17 protein-coding genes and 1 pseudogene are annotated in these 14,964 nt (G+C 45.7%); 9 read left to right on the forward strand and 9 right to left on the reverse strand.

Translation table 11 applies throughout. The features are described 5' to 3' along the window. The first annotated feature begins 102 nt into the window (after positions 1-102). From EDD77_RS09660 to EDD77_RS09685, 6 genes are all read left to right on the forward strand, one after another. Positions 103-801: a hypothetical protein gene (locus EDD77_RS09660; protein WP_187120505.1), complete on the forward strand. Its 699-nt coding sequence runs from the start codon at positions 103-105 to the stop codon at positions 799-801. Between the two features lie 264 nt (positions 802-1,065). Then, positions 1,066-1,749, forward strand: a complete 684-nt coding sequence (locus EDD77_RS09665; protein WP_050005287.1) for a response regulator transcription factor — start codon at positions 1,066-1,068, stop codon at positions 1,747-1,749. Further along, positions 1,746-2,777 carry a sensor histidine kinase gene (locus EDD77_RS09670; protein ID WP_058965412.1) on the forward strand — a complete coding sequence of 344 codons (1,032 nt, stop codon included), beginning with the start codon at positions 1,746-1,748 and terminating at the stop codon, positions 2,775-2,777. The genes EDD77_RS09665 and EDD77_RS09670 overlap by 4 nt, the downstream gene beginning before the upstream one ends. Before the next feature lie 119 nt (positions 2,778-2,896). Beyond that, positions 2,897-3,562, forward strand: a complete 666-nt coding sequence (locus EDD77_RS09675) for an ABC transporter ATP-binding protein (RefSeq protein ID WP_058965411.1) — start codon at positions 2,897-2,899, stop codon at positions 3,560-3,562. A gap of 13 nt (positions 3,563-3,575) precedes the next feature. Beyond that, on the forward strand, positions 3,576-6,149 hold the full coding sequence (locus tag EDD77_RS09680; RefSeq protein WP_058965410.1) for an FtsX-like permease family protein: 2,574 nt from the start codon (positions 3,576-3,578) through the stop codon (positions 6,147-6,149). 450 nt (positions 6,150-6,599) lie between these two features. Continuing rightward, a complete protein-coding gene (locus EDD77_RS09685; RefSeq protein ID WP_242868421.1) occupies positions 6,600-7,046 on the forward strand; it encodes a winged helix-turn-helix domain-containing protein in 447 nt (148 codons plus the stop codon). A gap of 109 nt (positions 7,047-7,155) precedes the next feature. Here the strand turns inward: EDD77_RS09685 and EDD77_RS09690 are convergent, their stop codons facing one another. The 5 genes from EDD77_RS09690 to EDD77_RS09710 form a co-directional block, all read right to left on the reverse strand. Next, on the reverse strand, positions 7,156-7,338 hold the full coding sequence (locus tag EDD77_RS09690; protein WP_058965408.1) for a helix-turn-helix domain-containing protein: 183 nt from the start codon (positions 7,336-7,338) through the stop codon (positions 7,156-7,158). Then, entirely contained in the window at positions 7,328-7,741 is a 414-nt protein-coding gene (locus EDD77_RS09695; RefSeq protein ID WP_058965407.1) for a sigma-70 family RNA polymerase sigma factor, read from the reverse strand. The genes EDD77_RS09690 and EDD77_RS09695 overlap by 11 nt, the downstream gene beginning before the upstream one ends. Positions 7,742-8,755: 1,014 nt before the next feature. After that, positions 8,756-8,962 carry a cysteine-rich KTR domain-containing protein gene (locus tag EDD77_RS09700; RefSeq protein ID WP_077138589.1) on the reverse strand — a complete coding sequence of 69 codons (207 nt, stop codon included), beginning with the start codon at positions 8,960-8,962 and terminating at the stop codon, positions 8,756-8,758. After that, entirely contained in the window at positions 8,940-9,797 is an 858-nt protein-coding gene (locus tag EDD77_RS09705; RefSeq protein ID WP_242853475.1) for a M23 family metallopeptidase, read from the reverse strand. The genes EDD77_RS09700 and EDD77_RS09705 overlap by 23 nt, the downstream gene beginning before the upstream one ends. Further along, complete coding sequence (locus EDD77_RS09710; protein ID WP_058965406.1) at positions 9,778-10,401, reverse strand: TetR/AcrR family transcriptional regulator; 624 nt, start codon at positions 10,399-10,401, stop codon at positions 9,778-9,780. Before EDD77_RS09710 ends, EDD77_RS09705 begins: the two co-directional genes overlap by 20 nt. A gap of 174 nt (positions 10,402-10,575) precedes the next feature. On the opposite strand from EDD77_RS09710, the pseudogene EDD77_RS09715 reads away from it, so the two are divergent. Together EDD77_RS09715 and EDD77_RS09720 are read left to right on the forward strand one after the other, a co-directional pair. Next, positions 10,576-10,935, forward strand: a pseudogene (locus EDD77_RS09715) (helix-turn-helix domain-containing protein); the annotation flags it as partial. A 257-nt stretch (positions 10,936-11,192) separates the two neighbouring features. After that, a complete protein-coding gene (locus tag EDD77_RS09720) occupies positions 11,193-12,341 on the forward strand; it encodes a glycosyltransferase (protein WP_058965405.1) in 1,149 nt (382 codons plus the stop codon). Positions 12,342-12,402: 61 nt separating this feature from the next. Here EDD77_RS09720 and EDD77_RS09725 read toward each other — a convergent pair whose 3' ends face one another. Further along, positions 12,403-12,516 (reverse strand): transposon-transfer assisting family protein, encoded by a 114-nt coding sequence (locus EDD77_RS09725; RefSeq protein WP_242868419.1) that lies wholly within the window; start codon positions 12,514-12,516, stop codon positions 12,403-12,405. Positions 12,517-12,520: 4 nt separating this feature from the next. Then, entirely contained in the window at positions 12,521-13,057 is a 537-nt protein-coding gene (locus tag EDD77_RS09730) for an SLOG family protein (RefSeq protein ID WP_050005275.1), read from the reverse strand. A gap of 126 nt (positions 13,058-13,183) precedes the next feature. On the opposite strand from EDD77_RS09730, the gene EDD77_RS09735 reads away from it, so the two are divergent. Next, complete coding sequence (locus tag EDD77_RS09735; protein WP_050005274.1) at positions 13,184-13,519, forward strand: helix-turn-helix domain-containing protein; 336 nt, start codon at positions 13,184-13,186, stop codon at positions 13,517-13,519. Between the two features lie 33 nt (positions 13,520-13,552). Here EDD77_RS09735 and EDD77_RS09740 read toward each other — a convergent pair whose 3' ends face one another. After that, positions 13,553-13,981: a hypothetical protein gene (locus EDD77_RS09740; RefSeq protein WP_050005273.1), complete on the reverse strand. Its 429-nt coding sequence runs from the start codon at positions 13,979-13,981 to the stop codon at positions 13,553-13,555. Positions 13,982-13,986: 5 nt separating this feature from the next. Next, positions 13,987-14,898 carry a ParM/StbA family protein gene (locus EDD77_RS09745; protein WP_058965404.1) on the reverse strand — a complete coding sequence of 304 codons (912 nt, stop codon included), beginning with the start codon at positions 14,896-14,898 and terminating at the stop codon, positions 13,987-13,989. Positions 14,899-14,964: the final 66 nt, after the last annotated feature.

Consider the following 14,964-nt stretch of genomic DNA (forward strand, 5'->3'; position numbering starts at 1 on the left):
CAAGACACTCTCATTCTAACAGCTTAGGCAACGATACGGAAAAGACACGGCTGGCTGCCGTGCCTTAAACCGTAAATATATTGTAATAGGAGGATGTTAAGTATGAAGATCATTTTATACCCAAAAGAACTATTGGAAATGGCCTGGCGCAAGGATAAAAAGCTCTATGTGGACGATGACGCAGCGGAACCGCCCAAGTGCCTGCGTTGCGGCGCTGTCCTCGCTGCCCACCTTCCCATCAACGCGCTTAGTCGCTATGCAAATGTATATATCTGCGAGTCCTGCGGCATGGATGAAGCCCTTCGGGATGCTGCCCGCAAGCCCATCCCCCTTGAGGAATGGGAGGCCATCAAACAAGGCTGGCTCCCCAAACCGGAAAAAGGCCGCATCTGCTGCTTGACCACAAATTGCACCTTTGAAGAGGTGTTCCAGCACACCTACACGCCGCCTATGCAGATCATCAAACGTCCCGTCAGTGAAGTTGTTTATTCTCGCTCGGATTATGACGGATACAAATGGTGGACGACTTGGCACAATGAGCGTGGACAAAAGCCGGCGCCGGAACTGGTAGCGGAAATCGACAAATTCCAAAACACTCTGTTTAAGCTGCCGGCTTTTCGGACTTTGGACACCATGAAGCGGTTCTGCAGATATGCGCAGCCTACCAATGGAACGACAGAGTTCAACCTCTATTCTGAAACAGAGCATTTGTATATCTGGATCAGACTGATCACCCGTTTTCGGGATTACAATGTCTATGTCCATTATTACGACAAAAACGCTGTGGAGGGTACTCAGTAAACAAAGGAAAAGCACAGCAAACCAGTTCTTGTTGTAACGGGGCCGCAGGTTGGGACTTCCCAATCTGCGGTCTCCTTTTCTTCTTTTGGAATCACTTTGTTGGACAATGATGAATGATACAGAGGCTTTCTCCGCTCCTTTCATCGTACTGAGTCGCTTGTTGCTATTTCTAATATGAGGTAAAATATTTTTCGGGATCTTATTTGTTGTGAGGTTTCTGTGACATTTGGTTGATACTCTATAAAGGAAAGGATGTGAACGCACATGAAAATTTTAGTGGTTGAAGATGACCGCATTTTGAATACAACCCTTTGTTATAATTTGTCTGCCGCAGGCTATGAGGTCGCTACTGCCTTGACAAAAAGTGCTGCGGAACGTCTGTGCAAAAAACAGGAATATGATTTGATTGTCCTTGACATCAATCTGCCGGACGGAAACGGATTTGATTTTTGCCGGGATATAAAAGAACGGCACCCGGACACAGCCGTTATTTTCCTCACGGCAAACGATATGGAAAGCGATATGCTGAAAGGGTACGAGCTGGGGGCGGATGATTATGTGACAAAGCCCTTTCCCATGAGCGTATTTCAGAAAAAAGTATCTGCTCTATTGGCCCGAATTAGAAAACAGTCTGGCGGCGATTGCTACAATGACGGCAATCTGTTTATCAATTTTTCGGAAATGTCCGCCACCCAGGGCGGGGAAAGCATTTCCTTTACGCCGATGGAATACCGGCTTTTGAAAGTGTTGACAAAAAATCCGCAGATTGTTTTGACCCGGCAGGTGCTATTGGAAAAGCTGTGGGATATTGACGGGAACTTTGTGGATGAACACGCTTTGACTTCAACCATCAGCCGGATAAGGACAAAAATCGAAAAACCAGATCAAGCCTATATCAAAACGGTTTACGGCATGGGTTATATGTGGATTGGGGGCGGTAGCAAATGAGAACAGAAAAGCTCTCCGTTAATAAAGTATGTGTTGCCGTGTGCGCGGCACTCTTTCTGCTTTCTGTAACTATGTCGTTGTCCATATATTTTTTGACACAAAATGTACTGGCGTTATATTGCGGATTGCTCTATATCATCTGCGTTGCCGGGTGTATGGCGGCTTTTCTTATTTTTGTGCGTCGGAAATTGACGTTGTTTTCCGACGCCTTGTGCAAGCTGCTTGACGATATGATGTCAGCAGATCAGGCTCCGCCGCAGTACACCGAGGAAGAAAACCTGTTTTATAAAATCCAGCACCGCCTTTCCCGGCTCTATGAAGTGCTGCGGGAAAGCAAAAGCAGCATTGCAAAGGAACGGGCCGACTTGCAGGAATTGATTTCGGATATATCCCATCAAGTCAAAACGCCGATTGCAAACCTGAAAATGCTGGACGCAACGCTGCTGGAACAAACGGTGACGCCGGAAAAGCAGAGAGAATTTCTTGTTGCTATGGATAGCCAGCTTGACAAGCTGGATTTTCTCATGCAGGCAATGATTAAAACTTCCCGGCTGGAAACCGGCGTGATTTCTTTGCAGCCACAGCCGCAGGCCATTTATGATACCCTTGCCGCCGCGCTGGGCGGTATTCTGCTGAACGCTGAACAGAAAAAAATCGCGGTCACAGTGGATTGCCCGGAAACGGTAATTGCGGCCCATGACCGAAAATGGACAACCGAAGCCCTGTTCAACATTCTGGATAATGCGGTGAAGTACACACCAGAGGGCGGGAAAGTCCATGTGGCTGTTGTGTGTTGGGAAATGTATGTGAAGATTGATATTTCTGATACCGGCATTGGTATTCCTGAACAACATCAAGGAACGATTTTCAAGCGTTTCTATCGTGAAAGCAGCGTACATGACGCCCCCGGTATTGGGATTGGTCTGTATCTGGCCCGTGAAATTATCACCCGGCAAGGCGGCTTTATCCGCGTATCTTCGGAACTCGGCACCGGCTCCACTTTCTCTGTGTTCCTGCCTCACTCTTGAAATGTCACAGGATTGTGACATTTCAAGGCGTTTTAAGGGGAAATTCAAGAACCGCCGTGACATTTCTGTGAGGATTGCGTTTTACAATGGAACCATCAAAAAGAAAGGTGGTAGAACTTATGCCTATTTTACAGACAACAGATTTGAAAAAATACTATGGTGAAGAACCCAACATTACAAAGGCGCTGGACGGCGTTTCCCTTTCGGTGGAACACGGGGAATTTGTCGCCATTGTCGGCACATCCGGCAGCGGCAAATCCACGCTGCTGAACATGATCGGCGGATTGGATGTTCCTACTTCCGGCAAGGTCATTGTGGATGGAAAAGACCTGTCCACCCTGAAAGACGAGCAGCTTACCATTTTCCGCAGACGGAAAATCGGCTTTATCTTTCAGAACTACAATCTTGTTCCCGTCCTCAATGTCTATGAAAACATTGTTCTGCCGGTGGAATTGGACGGCGATCAGGTGGACAAAAACTATATGCAGGAAGTTGTTCGGATGTTGGGCCTGGAAGATAGGCTGAACAATATGCCGAATAATCTCTCCGGCGGCCAGCAGCAGCGCGTGGCGATTGCACGCGCTCTGGTATCGAAACCGGCGATTGTTTTGGCGGACGAGCCGACGGGCAACCTCGACAGCCGGACGAGCAGTGATGTTCTTGGCCTGCTGAAAGTAAGCAGCCAGAAATTCCACCAGACCCTTGTAATGATTACCCATAACGACGAGATCGCCCAGCTTGCAGATCGGATTATCCGTATTGAGGATGGGAAAATTTCTGAATGAGGGGGTGTTGAAAATGAACGATATTTTATTTGGCAACAATAACAGACCCATTATTAAGAAATTGTCCAGGCGGTACTTTAAGGCCAGCAAAAGCAGGAATATCATTGCTATTGTTGCCATTATTCTTACAACCGTCTTGTTCACAACTATCTTCACACTGGGTTCCGGTTTAATTGATACGGTACAAGACCAAAATATCCGAAAGATGGGCGGGGACGGTCAAGCTGTTCTCAACTACATTAGTGACGAAGTTTTTGATGATGTAAAGGGCAACGAATTGATTGACCGGATTGCCTATACAAAGGCGGTTTCTTACCATCTTAACAATCCGGGGCTTGCCAAATGGCGTTCTGATATGTGGTATATGGATGATACCGCATTGGAATTTGCCAGATACGAGCCGACAACAGGACACCGCCCCGAAGCTGAAAATGAGATCATAGCCGACACAAAGACATTAGAGGCATTGGGGGTTCCGGCTGAAATCGGCGCGACAGTCACCCTTGATTATGAAATCAAGGGCAAGGAGTACACAACTGATTTTACGCTGTGCGGCTTTTGGGAAACAGACAGCCTAAGTAATATCGGGCGTATTATCGTATCGAAAGCCTTTATAGATAGCCATGCCGACTTACTCACCTATACCTATCCTGTGGACAATGATTATTCTGGCATTGTGACGGCGTATATCATGTTCCGTGGCAGCGGCTCCGTAGAAGAAAAATTGCAGCAGCTCCTTACAGAAACCGGCTACACCTGTGACACGCTTGGAGGACAGCCCACAGACGAAAACTATATTGTCGCCCGTGTCAGTCCCGCTTATCAAAGCAGCCCTATCAGTGAAAATTCCGCCCTGTTTATTGCCGGTATTGTGGGAATACTCGCGATTATGGCAACAGGCTATTTGATTATCTACAATATTTTTCAAATTTCTGTTATTCAAGATATTCAGTCCTACGGGCAGCTTAAAACCTTGGGAACCACGAGGCGGCAGATCAAAAAGATTATCAACAAACAGGCCCTGCTTCTGTCTGCGGTAGGTATCCCCATTGGCCTGATTATCGGCTTTTTTATTGGCCGCGCTTTAGTTCCGGCTCTGATGAACGGCACAACTTATACTTCCGACGCTGGCGTTGTGGTGACAGTAAATCCGCTGATATTCATTGGCTCGGCTATCTTTGCTTTTGTTACTGTTTCTATCAGTGTGCGAAAACCGGCTAAGATCGCAGGTGCAATCTCACCGATTGAAGCTATCCGCTACACAGAAAATGACGCAGGCGCATTTCAAACAAAGAACCGTCTGGCTGTAAAAAAATCAACCAGCGGCGCAAAAATTCATCGGATGGCCTTGGCAAATTTGGGGAGAAATCGAAAACGAACGATCCTTGTAATCGTGTCTATGACATTGAGCCTGGTACTGTTTAACACCGTATTTACTCTATCCAGTGGCTTTGATATTGATAAGTATGTTGAGAAGTTCTTAAACAAGGATTTTATCATTTCTTCTGCGGACTATTTCAACTATAACTTCGCCCGCAGCGAAACATACTTGTCCGAAACCTTTATCAATGCTGTCCAACAACAGGACGCCTACGAGGATGGCGGCAGACTATATTCCAGCAAGGTGACAGAAGAAAGATTTTCTGCTGAAACAGACGCCGTAACAAATTACAACAAGGACGAATATGGAAATCCTCTTATTGCTCTGTATGGGGCAGACGATTTTCTTCTAAGCTCGATGGATGTAGTCGAGGGCGAAATTGATTGGGAAGCTCTTAAAACGGGAAAATACACGCTGTACGCGCTTACAATGGATGACAATGGGAATATAATTGACAATCCATCCGTCCATGTCGGAGATACGATCACCTTTCATCATTGGAAGATGAACGGGTTAGCCGGTACACTGGATAACAGCTTTGACCTTACCGTTATGGCAAAAGTTCTTATCAATGAAAATACCGATACAGAACGAAACACGGGCGCGGCACGTTTTTATTTGCCCACAGAACAGTTCAAGCCGCTCTGCCTCAATCTCCTTTTGGTAAGTTTTCCATTCAATGTTAAGGACGGAATGGACAGCGACATGAGCAGCTTTCTAAGCAACTATGTGGAAAACATTGAGCCGAGCATGGACTATGAATCGAAAGAAACTTACGTTCAGTCTTTTCATAGCATGACATCTCTTATTATTACAATCGGCGGTGCTTTAAGCGTTATTATCGGTCTGATCGGCATAGTCAATTTCATCAATTCGGTATTGACAAGCATTATCACGCGGCAAAAAGAATTTGCTATGCTACAAAGTATTGGCATGACAGGCAGACAGCTCAAGCAGATGTTGTCCTATGAGGGGTTGTATTATGCTTTGGGAACAATTATAGCCTCGTTGATCGTTGGGGTGCTGTTCTCCCTCGTTATTGTGCAGGCGGTAGCAAGCAGCTTTTGGTTCTTTACCTATCACTTTGTAATTTGGCCGATGTTGATTGTTTATCCGTTCCTTATTTGTTTAACGGTGATTATCCCCACAATTCTTTATCGACAGTTTGCCAAAAGCAGCATTATTGAAAGGCTTCATCAAAACTAAACCTGCACTCTACGCATTTAGGCGGGTAAAAGCCCCGCCATTTCAAGGCTTTTTCCGCATGGCTTGTGGGGAGGCTTTGATGCTGCCCCGCAGCCAGCGGTCAGGCCGGCATCTTTGCAACGACCAGCTCCGTGGGCTGGGCGTAGGGGGCATATCGACGAGCAGGCAGCCACAGCCCTGACACACCAGTTTTCGGTAGAAATGCTGAGCCGCCTCATTGGCCCAGGTGGAGATTGGTGCCACGCCGTAGCTTTGCCAGCTCGTGCCCGGCCTTCCAGCACCTGAGTTCACTCGGCTCCAGGACTGGTCCAATTTCCGGTGGAAGACCACCCTCTGGCGGGCTATGGCCTCCATAAGCAGTGAGAAAGGCATCGGCCATATCGACAGCCATCACTGCTCAGATACAAATCTCTGCTGATGCTGTTTTGTGTATTTTCCGGACGCCGTATTTTGGAGGAAAAAATTTTTTGGCCGGGCGAAGTTATTGGAGGGAGGGATAGTATAGGGAAGCTGTTCATATTATCAGTTGCAGATGATGATGAAACCGTGGAGAAGATTATGGCGCTCATAGAGTCAACAGAACTGGTCAAATATGCAGATGTTCCCTCCGCACTCCTGTGCTACAAGGGCTTGCGCATCGACATCATGTGCCGTCAAGTATTTTGGCAAGAAAAATCTATCGAACTAACTCCCATGGAGTTCGATGTATTTCAGTTGCTTGCTCGACATCCTAGACGGGTGTTTTCCCAAAGGGAGATCTATGAGTTTGTCGCCCCGGATTCCTTTGAAAGCAGTTGGACGGGAATCACCAGTATCGTTTACAAATTGCGCCATAAACTAAACGCTGACTTCATCCAAACCGTGTATGGAAAAGGATACAGATTTGTGCCGCCGTGACATCATCGTAAAATGTTTAAATGGGGATCTTTAAGCCAGAGGCTCCCTGTTTGAATCCACGGGAAAGGCCCCGAGATCGAAAAAAGGTCTCGGAGCCTTTCTCATAAACTCAAATCCGGAACAGTTTGATCGCCCGAATCAGCGTGATGCACTGCTCCTGATACAGATCCTCGTCCAGCCGGTCATCAATCACGGAGTATTTAAGCAGCAAAGGCTGATACATATTCAAAATATCAGCGATTGATTTAGGATCACCCTGCTTTGCCCGAAGCAGTAGTTGTTCAAAATTCATTTCGTCCACCTCCCTCGATGCTTTTTCTAAGTTTTCGGATGGCTCGGTAGTAGACTGCGGCGGCACCTTTATAGGTCAACCCCAATCTTGCACCAATCACCTCAAAAGGGCAGTTGTCTAAAACATGCGACAGGAATACATATCGCTCTCGCTCATTCAGCCGCTTGAGCGCATAAAAGAGCACACTACTTTCGATCATGTCCCATAGGGGAAGATGCTTTGCAACTTCCTCCTCTAAAGTCTGGCCCGTAGTATAGATCGTATCTGTCGGTATTTCACGGTCACTGTACTGGTTGCGCGCGTTCAGGTAGTCGCGCCGTGTATGTTTTACTGCCTGGATTAAGTAACCTGTAAATCTGATTTGTAGTTCTTCTTCTATTTGTCCATTATTTCGATACCACATGGTCTTGTCCTCCAAATTGTTCAAGAAATTTCAGAAGATCTTGAACTTTTGGAGGTGACCGGCACCGTGTTAATGGGCGTCTTTGCTTTCTATATAAAGCAACACAGCCGGCTACACACCTCGAAGGTGAGCAGTCGGCTGCGTGATGCACATAAAGAAGTCCGTCACGACTTCCGACGCCCGCAGGAGGAGGTTTATCGCTTGTCTTGCGATGTTCCCGCCCCATCCTCCGAGAAGGGCGGCGAAAGAACCATTTTCGATAGTAAACTGTGTGTCGAAATGTAAGCAGATGGGCGACGAACCTTTTTATGTGCATGGTTTTCAAACTCTCCATGCGCATCTGGCTCCTTGCCATCTGAACCGCACTTTGCACACGAACCTGCTGTGCCCATCAATGTGAGCGGCAGGTATGCCAATGATCCAGTTCAGTAATTCGATTTTTGTAGTTTTTTGTCGGAAGATAAATTAAAAGGCGGCCCCATCCATTCAGGAATAAGGCCGCCTAAAGTAACTTGAAGTTTCCTCTGCTATTTCGGTTTTTAGTTTTCATACACATTCCTCCCTTTCACTCGAATACAGTCTGTGCAGATCAGAGATTTATTTTTATTGTAGTAGGCAAATCTGACCAAATTCTGATTCAATTATCACTGTTTCCATCTTAATTCCAGTTTTTTGACTCATGAAGAAAGTGCGATCCCCATTGATAGACAACGGTATATGTTCCTGTTTGGCGATATGTACTGCAAACGAGACTGGTACTTTCCTTATTTTGTTGAATGGCGGCTCCCTCCTAAAGCCGCCAATCTCGCCAGCGTCAGGGCGTCGTCAGTTTGAGGGGAAAAAGAACGGCGGCCTTGTTTTTCTCAAAACCGCCACTGGAGGATGATGTAAAATTGACGCACGAAAGCAACCTGCCCGCAACGGTTTTTTTCTTTCCCCGTCAGGCGGGGCAGGCTGTTATCGTGTATGGAGATAAAAAGAAGCCGATAACCACAAGAAGAACAACCTTGTGAGTTATCGGCTCTGCGTCTGTGCGTCTGGCTCTTTGATAACGGTTATATTTAGTTGACGGACTGCGATCAGTGTTTCATGCTTACATTTCGGACAGTACAGCGGGAAGTTTTCAAGTATAGTATCCTCTCGAAGTTTTATTCGTGTTTTATTTCCACATACAGGGCATAACGCCCATTTTGTATTTTTACTCAAGGGAAGTGCCTCCATCAACATCTTGCGAAGCGGATGTTATAAATCTAATCCTATCTTTGCTTGTAGGAATACTATTTGTTACTGTCTGCCATTTGTTATCTTGGTATATCTCATATTTTTCAAAAGCACAGGGCAAGCCATTTGCAGTAGCTATGTCACAACTGTCCATGAGCTGAAAATGTAAGTGTGGCGCAAAAGAGTTTCCAGAATGTCCTACTCGCCCAATGAAATCTCCTTTTTTAATTTCTTGCCCGACACTTACCTGAATGGAACCTGTTTGTAGGTGGCAAAGTGCTGCGTAAATATTTTCCTTATACTCTATGATAATATAATTACCCGCAACTGATTGAACATCGTCTTTTTCCGGGTCAAAGTAATGGGCATTTTTATAGGCACTTGATAAGTCAGACAAAAGGTTTGTTCGGGGTCTTTCTTCGTAGCCATCTTCTGCAACAACAACGACACCATCACAAGGCGCAAAAACTTTTTGTCCCCAGCAATAATAGTCATTGAGCGAAACTCCTGAAAATAGATATTGCAAAAAACTAACACGGTATGCAGGATAGCCTATGCTATTCCAATCAACCTGAATAAAGTCATAAGCATACCTTGTGCCTAATTGATTTGTCCCATGACTTGGAATTTTGCTTCCGGGTGTATTTGGGGAGTTCCATTCTCCCCGTAATGGAAATTCTACAATAATTGGGTTATTCATTTCGCAGCTCCTATCCATCCATTGATTGCCAACGCGACTAAAGAAAAATAAGGTCATAATAATAACAGCAACAATCATTCGGCGTTTTTTTGAAATATGTCTTGTGGTAAACAATCTATCTGTAAGCTGGTTCATAAAAAACTTTCCTCAATTCAGCAAAGTAATCATCCAGGATTTCCACAATATGGCTATAATCAAGATTTTGATATTTTGACTTCCTGATGTCATCTAAGATTTCTTCAGTAAAACCAATATTCGCCCACAAAATAAATTGTTTACATTTTTCAATATTGAGATCAGCTCTAAATTTTGTAGTGTCTATCATATCGAATATTTCATAAGTTTTTCGCCTTTTTTCTCGTTCTTCAAGTGCTGCGTTAATCTCGTCTGATTTTGTCCTTGCAGAAAGTTTAGCAAAGTCCAATATTTTCGGATATTGCTTCATTAACTCTATTTGGATGAGATAAGATGTTCGTAGCCGCTCAAAAATATCCTTGATTGAATAATCCATTTTACTGTAATATTCTCGGTCAAGTAGTGCGCTAAAAAAATCATAAGTAAATAAAAAAAGTTCTTGTTTGCTACCTACATAATGAAACATCAAAGCCTTAGAAAAGCCAGCTTCCTTTGCGATTATGTTGGTTGAGGCATTATCATAGCCCTGTGATGTAAATTCTCTTAATGCAGCATTTAAAAGCGCATTGCGCCTCTGTTTATCTAAATCTAATAATGTAGCCAACGATTTTTCCTCCCATTTTCTTGTTGACCTATTAGGTCAAAACTATTATACACCTGTTTACCTAACAGGTCAATGCAGGAACAAGAAATAGGAAATATAAAGTTCAGAAAAGGTGCATATAGCAACATTTCACCGGCAGAATATGAAATATACAATGTAGGTGGGAGGTGCTATATGGCGAACATTGAAGATTGTCCCGGTTTTGAAAGTTTTGGCGCAGACGTGAAAGCGGCCCGGAAAGCAAGGCGTTTGTCCCGCCGCGCCCTGGCGGAGATCGTCAACATAGATAACCGCTATCTTGCCAATATTGAGAACGAGGGGACTATCCCCAGCCTGCCGGTTATCATCCAGCTTATTAAAGCCTGCGGGCTTCCCGTGGAGCGGTACTTTAACCCGGAGATCATGCGGGAGGAAAGCGAACAGCGCCAAAGGGTTAGCCACAAGCTGAAACCATGCCCCGAACAATATCTGTCAATCATCGAGGGCGCGATTGACGGGGCCATACAAACCGAACAGCCGGAGAAGAACGAAGAAACGGAGGATGTGTATTATGAAGCTGCTGGAAAAACTGCCGGACTTTCCGATGGAACAGGCATGAAAAACATCCGGGACAAGAACTTTACAATAGGTTCTTGTCCCGAATGAATTATTCTCTGCAACAGGCATACATAATAGAACATTATATATAGACAGGTATAGCACAAAATGATATGATTTCTTAAATAAGGAAAAGCGTGTAAATCACTTGTGGATGATGTTACAATCAGCAGCAAATCAAGCAAGGAGCAATTATGAATATTGGGTTAATTAGTGTAAATGATAAACCAACAACGAAAATGGCCTGCGGCGGAACTGAAGTCTTTGTATCAGATTTAGCAGAAGAACTTGTAAAGAGAGGCCATAAAGTAACTATTTTTGCAGGCGGCAATTCGTATGTTAAAGGATGTAGGATTGTTAATTCGACATCTCATAGCCTTGCCGACATTCAGAAATTAGCTTATGATGATTACCATGCAGAGTTGAGTACCAGCGAAAGGGCGAATATAGGACAGATATTGGCAGTAAGAAATATTCTTACCGCAAAACAATATGAAAATGAGATAGATGTGTTCCATGACAATTCAGGTTCCTCCATTATAGCAAGTATGCTCGATCTTTTTCATAAGCCGGTCGTGTCAACATTGCATATGCCAATTTCCCTGGACTATCAGCTTCCATGTATCAATCGTTACCTTTCCCATTCCAATGTGCATTATATCGCTATTTCAGACTATCAAATGAAAAATTTCCCGATAGCAGAACAGCGCATTTATAATGGGACAGAGATTGTGAGCGATAATGCTGTCAGCCAGCAGCATAGAGATTTGATTTGGGTTGGGCGAATTGATCCAGATACGCCAAAAGGACTTGAAGATGCAATACAAGTATCAAAAATAACAGGTTATGGCCTAAAGTATGTGGGCTTTATTGAAAATGAAGCGTATTTTAGGAATACAATAATGACAGTTTTGCATGACAATGTAATTAGAAAAAAGCAATTTCAAACTCGTAGAGAAAAGGATATGTTTTATCAAGAGGCAAAAGTTTCTATTATTCCGGTAAAATGTGAGGAATCTTTTGGCCTTACTTATATTGAGTCTATGGCGGCAGGAACGCCTGTAATTACTTATGCGAGAGGGGCCGCCCCAGAAATCATTAAGGATGGTAAAACAGGATTTTTGATAAATTCATCCGAAGATGATATAAGAGGAAATTATCTAATTAAACAGTGCGGTGTTGCAGGATTGATTGAGGCAGTAAATCTAATTTACTCACTCTCGGATAAAGAATACGAAGCAATGAGATGTGCTTGTAAAAAACATATCAGCGAAAATTTCTCTTTGAGGATAATGGTTGATAAATACGAAAAACTGTATCATATACTACATCAAAGTTTATAAAAAGAGCGCCGGACGCAGAGGGCAAACAGCCCCCGCGCCCGGCGCTTCGCTTTTGCTTGTGTTACTCGTCCGTAAACTGGAACTGCTGTGCCTCAAAGTCGGCGTCGCTCATGGCGTCCAGCTTATCAAGGGTCTGGCGGGCCAGCGCCCGCATTTCTTCGTCCATATCTGGCATTGACTCACATCTCATATCTGATTTTCCCCGTGTCTGGGTGGATCAGCACTATGGGCAAATTTCGATCTTCAACAATGCTCATCGCAGTTTTGACACCGCTGTACTGAGATGGGTCATTATCATAAACGGCCACAACATAGTCCGCGCGCTCCATCATATATTCTGTGCGCTTTTTATACCCTTCGGCTCCTGGGCGTTCCGCTCCCATCAGTACCTCGGCACAGCCTTCTCGAAGTTTCCGCTGCCGTGCCCGGCTCTTCGGGTCCCATCGGGCATCATGACCGGGAAAGGGGCAGATCATCACAACATCCAGATCCTGAAATTCCTCCTGACGCTGCATCTCCAGCAGGATCTCTCCTGCCCACATATCCACCCCCAGGGCGCCGCCAATGAAAAAACAGCGCACGCCGCGCTGGTAAAGCGTCACAAATACATCGTGCATCCGTTTTTTTATGCGCTTGCACGAGGTCATATATTCATTGTATTTGAATTTAAAACGGGTAGGATGTTGTCCAATAACTGCGCAAGAACATAGACTCATTTGCATCTCCTCCTAATTTTACTTTTATACCTATTATATATACCATGGTTGACTAAACTCAACCATGGTCGCTTAATTTTTTGTGCCATAGTGGATAAAATGTAACTATAGCATGGAGGATTGCGAATGAACGAGCTTTTGAAAGATATGGGTCAGCGGATTTTGGACCGGAGAAAACAATTAAATATGACGCAGGAGACTTTGGCAAATTTGACGCATCTCACATCGCAGACCATCTCGTATGCGGAAACAGGACAAAAGGCGATGCGTCCGGAAACCATGCTGAAGATCTGTGATGCCCTCGGTATCAGCGCAGACTATTTACTGCGTGGTGAGATTCTGGAGGCAGATGCTTCATTGCTCCAACAGAAAATTTCTACATTGACCCCCAGCCAATACCGCCATTTGGAGCAGATCATCGATCACTTCATTGCGGCCACGCAGGAAAAGGAAGAGGTATGAGAGTCGGCACAGCTTCGCTCCCATACCTCTTTTTTAGCCATTTCTGCGGAAAGCCGCCATTGTGCTGGCAATCAAATCGCGGGTCATATCATCAACTTCCGATACTCCATCTGTCGTTGCGCCTTCTAATAGCTCTATCGCCTGTTCTTGCGGCGGTGGGGCTATTTTCTTTTCCCTTGATGGGGAGGTTTCTTCGGCCTGAACACTCTTGCCTGGGGCCTGTCTCTCCTGGCGCATAATCTCCCGCACTATCGCTTCAATAGCCGTCCGATCAATAGCCGGCATTTTTAACGGCTGCGGGTCATCAGCAAAATGAGCGTTATAATATACAAGCGCATTTGCGATATACTGGGATTTGCTATGGGGCGGCTGCAATTCCAACAGTTCGATGGCGGCCCGCTGTGCGGGGTCTCCGATGTTGAACCGCAGGGAGAACCGTCCCCGTTCTTTTTTGGCCGCCATAGTCATCACCTGCCCATCGTCTCAAGCCGGTACAGGTACTCAAATCCGGCCGCATTGGCATTGATATTCGTGACGAACAGCGGCATCCCCACCTTACCGGACGCCTCGATCTGCCGGCGCAGCAGAATGGCGCCGCCGCCCACGAACACTGCTCTGCAATAGCGCAGATCCAGCATCCGCTCCCGCAAAGTGCTGAATAGGTCATTGACGAACTCCTGCGCCAGTCGCTCCACAAGCTGCACGGCATCCGCAGGGTACTGCGTCAGCTTTCCAGAGAGAATGGCGTCCACGTCGCCTTCATCCAGAAGCAAGTCCAGCTCCGCATTTCCTCTGGACCTGATTTTATTGTATAGCAGGATGACGCCGTTTTCCAGCGAATCACAGGAAGCAAGGTCGGCTTTTCCGTTCTTCAGCAGCAGATAATCCGCCGTAAAGCCTCCGATATCCAGCACGACTGCCTTTGGGTCATCTAACAGGGTATGCAGCATCGTGGCCGCAGCTGCGTATGCTTGCGGATAGCAGGCCACATCCTCAATGCTGATGGCATAGTGCCTATCCCGATACATAAATTCTACAAGACCACGGCCCTGAAAATAGGACGCGAATTTCTCGGACTGAGCACCAAAATGTGCCGGGGGCAGGCCAACGGCCAGCTGGATACGGTGCAGTTCTTTTTCGCTGATGCCACGGGCCGTAATTTCCTTCGCGATGGCGATCAAGGTAAGGGCGAAAAAGCGGTCATCCTCCGTCTTATCTTTGTGGAACGGAATGCGTTCATTGGAGAGCGTGTAGTAAGTGCCGCGGTATTGCAGGCTCTGACCGAATGGCCGGGTCAGGCTCTGCTGCAGTCCAGACACAAAGGGTTCGCCGTGGGCGGTTTTGATCTGCTTGTTGCCATGATCGACACCAATTAACATAGGTATGTACCTCCTTTTTTGCTTTATACATATCCTTTACGCCTGGATGACGCCTTTCTCAACAGA

It is taken from the genome of Allofournierella massiliensis (genome assembly GCF_004345265.1).
In the GTDB taxonomy this organism is placed as follows: Bacteria; Bacillota; Clostridia; order Oscillospirales; family Ruminococcaceae; genus Allofournierella; species Allofournierella massiliensis.

What these genes read in the sequence shown, in the direction of transcription:
- EDD77_RS09705 (WP_242853475.1), bottom strand. Translation starts at nt 9,797, where the DNA reads ATGAACCAGCTTACAGATAGATTGTTTACCACAAGACATATTTCAAAA.
- EDD77_RS09725 (WP_242868419.1), bottom strand. Translation starts at nt 12,516, where the DNA reads ATGCCAGATATGGACGAAGAAATGCGGGCGCTGGCCCGCCAGACCCTT.
- EDD77_RS09690 (WP_058965408.1), bottom strand. Translation starts at nt 7,338, where the DNA reads ATGAATTTTGAACAACTACTGCTTCGGGCAAAGCAGGGTGATCCTAAA.
- EDD77_RS09720 (WP_058965405.1), top strand. Translation starts at nt 11,193, where the DNA reads ATGAATATTGGGTTAATTAGTGTAAATGATAAACCAACAACGAAAATG.
- EDD77_RS09700 (WP_077138589.1), bottom strand. Translation starts at nt 8,962, where the DNA reads ATGGAGGCACTTCCCTTGAGTAAAAATACAAAATGGGCGTTATGCCCT.
- EDD77_RS09730 (WP_050005275.1), bottom strand. Translation starts at nt 13,057, where the DNA reads ATGAGTCTATGTTCTTGCGCAGTTATTGGACAACATCCTACCCGTTTT.
- EDD77_RS09680 (WP_058965410.1), top strand. Translation starts at nt 3,576, where the DNA reads ATGAACGATATTTTATTTGGCAACAATAACAGACCCATTATTAAGAAA.
- EDD77_RS09740 (WP_050005273.1), bottom strand. Translation starts at nt 13,981, where the DNA reads ATGGCGGCCAAAAAAGAACGGGGACGGTTCTCCCTGCGGTTCAACATC.
- EDD77_RS09745 (WP_058965404.1), bottom strand. Translation starts at nt 14,898, where the DNA reads ATGTTAATTGGTGTCGATCATGGCAACAAGCAGATCAAAACCGCCCAC.
- EDD77_RS09735 (WP_050005274.1), top strand. Translation starts at nt 13,184, where the DNA reads ATGAACGAGCTTTTGAAAGATATGGGTCAGCGGATTTTGGACCGGAGA.
- EDD77_RS09675 (WP_058965411.1), top strand. Translation starts at nt 2,897, where the DNA reads ATGCCTATTTTACAGACAACAGATTTGAAAAAATACTATGGTGAAGAA.
- EDD77_RS09695 (WP_058965407.1), bottom strand. Translation starts at nt 7,741, where the DNA reads ATGTGGTATCGAAATAATGGACAAATAGAAGAAGAACTACAAATCAGA.
- EDD77_RS09660 (WP_187120505.1), top strand. Translation starts at nt 103, where the DNA reads ATGAAGATCATTTTATACCCAAAAGAACTATTGGAAATGGCCTGGCGC.
- EDD77_RS09665 (WP_050005287.1), top strand. Translation starts at nt 1,066, where the DNA reads ATGAAAATTTTAGTGGTTGAAGATGACCGCATTTTGAATACAACCCTT.
- EDD77_RS09670 (WP_058965412.1), top strand. Translation starts at nt 1,746, where the DNA reads ATGAGAACAGAAAAGCTCTCCGTTAATAAAGTATGTGTTGCCGTGTGC.